Annotated in this window: 9 protein-coding genes; 5 read left to right on the forward strand and 4 right to left on the reverse strand. The window is 39.2% G+C overall.

Going from position 1 to position 7,421, the window contains the following annotated elements:
• Positions 1-178 precede the first annotated feature (178 nt).
• Positions 179-583 carry a Pepco domain-containing protein gene (locus tag ACIR310F_RS0120400; protein WP_028085429.1) on the forward strand — a complete coding sequence of 135 codons (405 nt, stop codon included), beginning with the start codon at positions 179-181 and terminating at the stop codon, positions 581-583.
• 6 nt (positions 584-589) lie between these two features.
• On the forward strand, positions 590-2,398 hold the full coding sequence (locus ACIR310F_RS0120405) for an SUMF1/EgtB/PvdO family nonheme iron enzyme (RefSeq protein WP_028085430.1): 1,809 nt from the start codon (positions 590-592) through the stop codon (positions 2,396-2,398).
• Positions 2,399-2,519: 121 nt separating this feature from the next.
• Here ACIR310F_RS0120405 and ACIR310F_RS0120410 read toward each other — a convergent pair whose 3' ends face one another.
• Complete coding sequence (locus ACIR310F_RS0120410) at positions 2,520-3,263, reverse strand: Uma2 family endonuclease (RefSeq protein ID WP_028085431.1); 744 nt, start codon at positions 3,261-3,263, stop codon at positions 2,520-2,522.
• A 424-nt stretch (positions 3,264-3,687) separates the two neighbouring features.
• On the opposite strand from ACIR310F_RS0120410, the gene ACIR310F_RS0120415 reads away from it, so the two are divergent.
• Positions 3,688-4,299, forward strand: coding sequence for a GerMN domain-containing protein (locus tag ACIR310F_RS0120415; protein ID WP_028085432.1), 612 nt, complete (start codon positions 3,688-3,690; stop codon positions 4,297-4,299).
• Positions 4,300-4,368: 69 nt separating this feature from the next.
• On the opposite strand, the gene accB is transcribed toward ACIR310F_RS0120415, so the two are convergent.
• Positions 4,369-4,878, reverse strand: a complete 510-nt coding sequence (accB, locus tag ACIR310F_RS0120420) for an acetyl-CoA carboxylase biotin carboxyl carrier protein (RefSeq protein ID WP_028085433.1) — start codon at positions 4,876-4,878, stop codon at positions 4,369-4,371.
• Positions 4,879-5,029: 151 nt separating this feature from the next.
• Positions 5,030-5,587 (reverse strand): elongation factor P, encoded by a 558-nt coding sequence (efp, locus tag ACIR310F_RS0120425; RefSeq protein ID WP_028085434.1) that lies wholly within the window; start codon positions 5,585-5,587, stop codon positions 5,030-5,032.
• Between efp and ACIR310F_RS27435 the strand changes: the two genes are divergently transcribed.
• Positions 5,586-5,708 carry a hypothetical protein gene (locus ACIR310F_RS27435; RefSeq protein ID WP_269208394.1) on the forward strand — a complete coding sequence of 41 codons (123 nt, stop codon included), beginning with the start codon at positions 5,586-5,588 and terminating at the stop codon, positions 5,706-5,708. The genes efp and ACIR310F_RS27435 overlap by 2 nt on opposite strands.
• Positions 5,709-5,848: 140 nt before the next feature.
• The gene (locus ACIR310F_RS0120430; RefSeq protein ID WP_028085435.1) at positions 5,849-6,958 is read left to right on the forward strand and encodes a peptidylprolyl isomerase; all 1,110 of its coding nucleotides are present in this window, start codon (positions 5,849-5,851) and stop codon (positions 6,956-6,958) included.
• Positions 6,959-7,067: 109 nt separating this feature from the next.
• Here ACIR310F_RS0120430 and ACIR310F_RS23360 read toward each other — a convergent pair.
• Positions 7,068-7,421: hypothetical protein (locus ACIR310F_RS23360; protein ID WP_035368639.1), on the reverse strand; the 354-nt coding region annotated here is incomplete at its 5' end.

The raw sequence follows: 7,421 nt of genomic DNA on the forward strand, positions 1-7,421 counted from the left end.
TAGGCTTCGCCGTGAGCGTCAGCCGAACGGTTTTGGATAACTTTACTTTTCGTCACTTATGTCGGTTTTTTTCCGTTCACCTACTTGGATTCATTAAATCATGAATTGGAAAAAGAACAATTTGATAAATATGACCATCTGTGGTAATTTATTTTCAACCATACAAGTAGTAAGTTTTATGTCAGCAGAATTTTCTACCCCAGACAGTTTATGGATTATTACTGAAGAAGTCGCAGAAACTTCAACGACGACCATTAGCGGTGCTAGAAGTAGTGGTGATACAGGTGGATTATTAGGAGGTAAAACTACGGAAGAACAAATAATATTTACCAAAGAAAAAGACAAATTAGTAATTACTAGGCGTAAAGTTGAGGTTACAAAACTCAAGCAGGAAATGAGGGGATTTATACAAGCTATGCGAGAATGTTTAGATGAAGCAGATGATCCTGACTCTAAAATCCGCCTAGACGAAGTGGAAGTTTCTGTAGAAGTGAATGGAGAAGGACAACTGAGTTTATTCGGAACAGGGGGAAAAGTAGGCGGTAAAGGCAGTCTGACTTTTAAATTCAAGCGACAATCATAGATGAAAATGAGTGAAAACTGGGCAATTAGTATTGGCATTAATCAATATGATAACCTGCAATCCCTAAACTTTGCTAAACGGGACGCAGAAGCAATGGCCGCTTGGTTTCGGGAAGAAGCCAAATTTGATCAGGTGTTTTTGTTTACAGAGGACTCTCCACCCATTAATACCAGCCCACCAATTCCCACTCAACCAACTTACGGACGGTTGCGGCGATTTTTACAAGCACAATTTGAACAACCTCTATTAGAACCAGGGGATAATCTATGGTTTTTCTTTGCTGGTCATGGTATGCGTCATGCTGACAAAGATTATTTAATGCTTGCAGATAGTGATCCTGGTGATATTGAACATACAGCTATTTCCGTTGAATTCATTACTGAAAGATTGCGTCGTAGTCGTGCTGATAATGTAGTTTTGTTTTTAGATGCTTGTCGAGAAGAAAGTAGTCGTAGTGGTTTAGGAATAGGTTTAGAACAACACCAAGGAGTAATTACCTTTTATTCCTGTGCTGCTAATCAAAAATCTTGGGAAATTACCGAATTACAACATGGTTCATTTACATATACATTATTAACAGGTTTAAGATTACATGGTGAAGCTAATTGTGCCACTGTGGAACGATTAGATAGATATCTCAATTCTTCCGTTCCTAAATTAAATACTAGATATCAAAAAGAAATTCAAAATCCCTATCTCAAGGCAGAACCGCCATATAAAATGTATTATATTTTATTAGAGCAATCTGCTACAATGAGAGATGTTGAATCATTAAAATTACAGGCATCCTTATCTGAAAATCAAGGAAATTTTGAGTTAGCAGAACAAATATGGATTAGGGTTTTAGGTGTGTCTCGTGCTGATTTAGATGCAATATCAGCTATTAAAAGAATTGCTATCAAAACGAGTGATTCAATAGAAAAACCAGTTTCTTTAAAGGTTAATAATTATCAATCTATTGGTCTATCTAGAGGTGACGAATACCCACAATTTCTTTTAAAGGAATTTTTTCAAACGGTAACAGTTGACAAAACAGGAAAAATAGTTAATCAAGAGAACCACCAAGCTAAATATTTTAAAGAAGATTTAGGGAATAATATCACCCTGGATATGGTACAAATCCCTGGTGGTTCTTTTATGATGGGTTCATCAGAATCAGAAAAAGGTAGGTATAAAAGTGAAAGTCCACAACATCAGGTAAATGTACCTGGTTTTTCTATGGGTAAATTTGTTGTGACTCAAGAACAGTACCAACAAATCATGGGTAACAATCCCTCTCATTTCACCGAAAAAGGAGCAAAACGTCCTGTAGAACGAGTGTCTTGGAATAATGCTGTAGAGTTTTGTAAAAAGTTGAGTCAAAATACAGGACGGGAATATCGTCTACCCAGCGAAGCAGAATGGGAATATGCTTGTCGTGCGGGGACGACTACACCCTTTCATTTTGGGGAAACGATTACAACTGAGTTAGCTAATTATAATGGAACTTACACCTATGCTTCTGAGCCAAAAGGTAAATTTCTTCAACAAACAAAAGATGTAGGTAGTTTTCCCCCTAATGCTTTTGGTTTGTACGATATGCACGGGAATGTCTGGGAATGGTGTCAAGAGGATTGGCATGATAATTATGCAAATGCGTCTAAATATGGTAATGTTTTGACAAGTCAAAGCGGTAATAATAAGCTGCTGCGTGGTGGTTCGTGGTTCAACAATCCTGGGAATTGCCGTTCTGCTTATCGCTACTACAACGACCTCGACTACGACTACGACGATATTGGTTTTCGGGTTGTATGTAGTGGTGCGGCGAGGACTTAATAGCCCTTTGCACTCTTGTGCTTTTGCTCTTTGCTCTTCTTTTCTTTACCCTTGAGAGCGTAGTGGAACGGAGCGATCTAAAAATTTTTTTTGAGGATTATCCTTGGAAACAGAATCTAGTTTAAACTTCAATTCCCGCATCTCGCAATCGTTTTTCCAACTCTGCTAAACGTTGTAAAGCAGCTTCCTTTTCTCGTCGTTCTTGTTCCTTTTCTCGTCGTTCCTGCTCAACCGACTCAAACCCCCACAATAACAAATTACCCTGTTTATCCCACCACCGTAACCAGTAACCATCACGGTTTTCGCGCTTTCCTGACCACACACCAATAAATAAATCCATCTCCTCTAACCAATAACGGTTATTTTCATCAGGAGAACGTAATTCATATTTTCCCGAATTTTGTAACCGATGTACCTCCAAAATATCCGTACCAGGGTCAAAAATCAGGTAATTTGCAACTTGTAAAACTTCTTCATAAAAAAACCATTTACCGGGGGGAAAAGTCCGTTTACTAGAATATTCACTCCCATTTGTATCCGAAAGAAATTCCATCACCACAATCGGTATTTCACCCTGTTTGTGAGGGGTATAACTGCGTTGTACTTCCTCTCTAGATACGGTAATTTTCGGTATATAAGCCCAATCAGGTGCTTTCACCACAATTTTGTTGTTAACTGTAGCACAGATACCATAATTAGTCGTAACCAGGGCTGTTTCTGGTAGTTTCCCAGCCAATTGTAGACTTTCCGTCAACGCCGCAGCTAAAGAGGGTTGATTGACATTATCCACAGGTTCATCTTCTAAGACAAAATCTTCAGGTAAGAGTTCCCAGGTAATCTTGCAGGTCGAAGCAGTAACAACCATAACCACCACATCAGAGGGATTCATTAATTATACTATAACTAGTCAACTTATTTTTCAGGAAACCTGCAAAAATTACATTTCTTAAACTTTTACCCTCCGCGCCTCCGCGCCTCTGCGTGAAAAAACATAAATTATACTTTTTAAGCTAGTAAAATAACTAATATTTGTCACCAACTAACTTGCATACCACATTTTGCCTAATTTTAATTTAAATCTTTTTTCAAGAAATGATGGGATTTAGATCAAGAGATAGGTGACAGACCCCAAAGGATAACTCTACAATTGGAGTGAAAAGGGGCAAAACCAGCAAGAGCAGTTTATGTATAAATCAAAACTAAAGATTTGTACCGGAGATATAACCTCTATAAACAGGCTACTTATATTACAAATACTATTTCAGTCCTTAGTCAAGTAGGTTTTAGATATGAATGACCAACAAAGAACTAACAGGATTTCTTCCGGTCTAGTAGCAGCTATTTCGGTAGCAGTGGTAGCGGTAAGCGGTGGAGTAGCTTGGTTTTCTTCCCAGAGCGCCAATACTCCCACACCTACCAACCCGTCGGAAACCATTAAACAGCCAATAGAGCAATCGAACAGCCAACAGGGTAATGAACAAACTGCTAGTATATATTGGCTCAGGTCTAAGGAAAATCGTTTTGATTTAGTTCCCCAACCCCTGAAAATTGCTGCTACCCAACCCGACCAAGTTTTAGAAACAGCGTTTAAAACTTTATTAGCCGGACCTCCTCAAGGAACAGACTCTACTACTATTCCCCAGGGGACTCAACTACTGGGACTCAAAGCAGAAAATAATGATGTTCACGTCAACTTATCTGAAAACTTTACCACTGGTGGCGGTAGCACTTCCATGATCGGAAGAATTGGACAAGTTGTATATACTGCTACTAGTTTAAACCCTCAAGCTAAAGTTTACATTGAAGTCAACGGTAAACCCTTGGAGGTTTTAGGTGGTGAAGGTGTGGAATTAGAACAGCCACTCACCCGGGAAAGTTTTCAGAAAAATTATCCCCTTTAGTCAGTTTCCCTGTTCCCTGTTCCCTGTTCCCTGTTCCCTGTTCCCTGTTCCCTGTTCCCTATTTAATAATTAATCGGGGTTAATTCTCATCAAAGGTTGACCATATTCTACTGGTTCACCATTTTGAACTAAAATTTCCATCACCTGTCCAGAGACTTCGGCTTCAATTTCGTTCATAAGCTTCATTGCTTCAATAATACACACACTTTGACTAGATTTGACGCGATCGCCCACCTCCACAAATGGAGCTTCTCCTGGTGCTGGGGCGCGGTAGAATGTCCCCACCATAGGAGATAATACGTCAACCAATTTTTGATTAATTGGTGAAGGAGAAACAGCAGGTTGAATTATGGAATTATCCACAACTTTATTTATGACCATTTCTGGTGAAGTTGTAGATACCAACTGGGTTACACCAGCACTCACCACACCACTAACTATTCCTTGGCCATTATTGCTAAAACTGATAGCTTTGCGTACCGTTAATTCAAACTCATTATTTTTGAGTGTAACTTCCGCAATATCAGTTTGAGCAATAGTTACCAGTAGTTGACGGATTTCATTAAAGTCTAATGTCACAATTATTTTACCTCGACCTAACCGTTAAATTAAAATTCTAAGTAAGGCAGGGATTTAATCCCTCTATAAAAAAGGGATTCAAATCATGATTACCAATTTGGGTTTTAGTCCTCACTACTCCCAGTTGGTATCAAAAAAGAAAGTAGGAAAATTATTCCCTGCCTAAATACTTATCTTCTCTGGTATCAATCTTGATGCGCTCCCCTTGAGCAATAAACAAGGGAACCATGATAGTTGCTCCAGTTTCTAGAATTGCAGGTTTAGTGCCACCTGTAGCAGTATCACCCTTAACACCAGGATCTGTTTGGACAATTTCCAAAACTACAGAATTAGGTAGTTCAACTTCTAGCACCTGTTCGCCCCAGCGAATCACATTCACTTCCATACCATCTTTGAGGTACTTGACGCGATCGCCAATTTGCGCTGAAGTTAATCTACCTTCTTCATAAGTCTCCATATCCATAAAGATAAACTCATCACCTTCTTTATAGGTATGTTGCATCGTTACCTTTTCCAGAGTAGCCTGGGGGACAGTTTCCCCAGCCCGAAAAGTTCTTTCTAATTGTTTCCCACTTTGGACATTTTTCAGGGTTGTCCGCACGAAGGCAGAACCCTTACCTGGCTTAACATGAAGAAAATCTATCACGCGCCAGACCGAACCATCTAATACAATTGAAACACCAGGTCGAAAGTCGTTACTAGAGATCATGAAACTTTCAAATTTTGCAAGACAATCGGCATTTATTGTACCCTTCTTTGGTTGTCAGTGGTCAGTTGTTGGTTGTCAGTTGTTGGTTGTCAGTGGTCAGTTGTTGGTTGTTAGTTGTTAAGAAAGAGGTAATAGACAGATATTCTTCCTGCTTCCTGCTCCTTACTCTCCTGCCTCTTCAATCTCCAGACTCCCAATGTGGGAAGATAATCAATAAGTTACTTCCAATCAACACTTTGATACTAAAGAAAGAGAAATTTGATGTTGAACTTATTAAAGTCCTGGGTGAAGAACAGCCTCAAACTAATATTGTTAATAACAATATTTTTAGGCATAAGTACGGCTGGGTGGACTCCCACTAGTAACGCCGGCTTACCAGCGGGAAACGCAATTACCGACGGAAAGGCCCTGTTACGCTATGCACTCCCGATAGATAATCAACCTGTACGTAAACTACAAGCCAGTTTAGAAGACATTTCTAACCAACTGCGAGCGAATAAACGGTGGAGCGCGGTTAATAATGATCTAAAGCAAGCATCGCGGATACTCGATAAACCTTCCCAAATATTAGCAAGTATTCCGGAAGAACGGCAAGCTCAAGCTCAAGCTTGGGTGACTGAATTGAAATCTGGGATCACACAACTGCAAGAAGTAGTTAAAACTAAGCGAAAGGAAGCAGTTCTTGAGGGAAGAGCCAAATTACTCGATCTTGTCAGCTTGTTAGAAGAATCAATGGTGACAAAATTTCCCTTTGAAGTTCCTGCTGAATACAGTAATTTACCCCAACTCAAAGGACGCGCTACCATTGCTTTCAAAACTAATAAAGGCGATCTTACCGTAGTGGTAGATGGCTATAGCGCCCCTGTCACTGCTGGTAATTTTGTAGATTTAGTGCAACGCGGTTTTTATAATGGTTTAGAATTTACCCGTTCGGAAGAATCTTACTTTTTACAAACTGGAGATCCTGTTGGTCAAGAAGTTGGTTTTATTGACCCTCAAACTGGCAAATATCGGGCTATTCCTTTAGAGATTTTAGTCCAAGGTGAAAAAGAACCAACCTACGGTATTACCCTTGAAGAAGCTGGACGTTATTTAGATATGCCAGTTTTACCTTTTTCCTCTTTTGGTGCTTTAGTGATGGCCCGGCCAGAAAATGAACCTAATGGTGGTTCTTCTCAAGTTTTCTTCTTTCTGTTTGAACCTGAACTTACCCCCGCAGGACGTAATCTTTTAGATGGTCGTTATGCTGTGTTTGGTTATCTTACCAAAGGTCAAGAGGTTTTAGATAAACTCAAAGCTGGTGACAAAATTGAATCTGCGACTGTTATTCAAGGCGGAGAAAATTTAGTTCAGCCGCAAGCAGTTTCATAGGAGATTAAAATCAAAAGGTAGGGATGTTTGAATTTGATTAAACATCTCTACTTTCTCAAAGTGACTCTAGCTCTTTCCGCTTGCGGTTAGTAGTAATAACGTCTTTCAATTAATTTTTGAGTCTATCCATTATTTTCCTTAATTTAGCTAGAACGTTGTTTTCTAAACCTGTAGACCAACGATATTTATATTCTTTATGCTTGTATATACTAACCTTTTCCTTGAGGTTTTCTATATATTGTATCAGTTCTACCAAATCTTTTTCAGTTTTCACACCCCTAACAATACCAGCAGTCTTGAGGTAATAACTCCCTATTACATCTGCTTCTTCTTCTGAAGCATTATGATCTTTACGGTAATGGCGGATTTTACCATTCATTTCTTCAAAATACGAGGCTATAGCAATCCTACCCCAACCTTGAGAAAATACGTAGATAAAAATCCTTGTTTTATAAGCACTTGA

It is taken from the genome of Dolichospermum circinale AWQC310F, assembly GCF_000426925.1.
Lineage (GTDB): Bacteria > Cyanobacteriota > Cyanobacteriia > Cyanobacteriales > Nostocaceae > Dolichospermum > Dolichospermum circinale.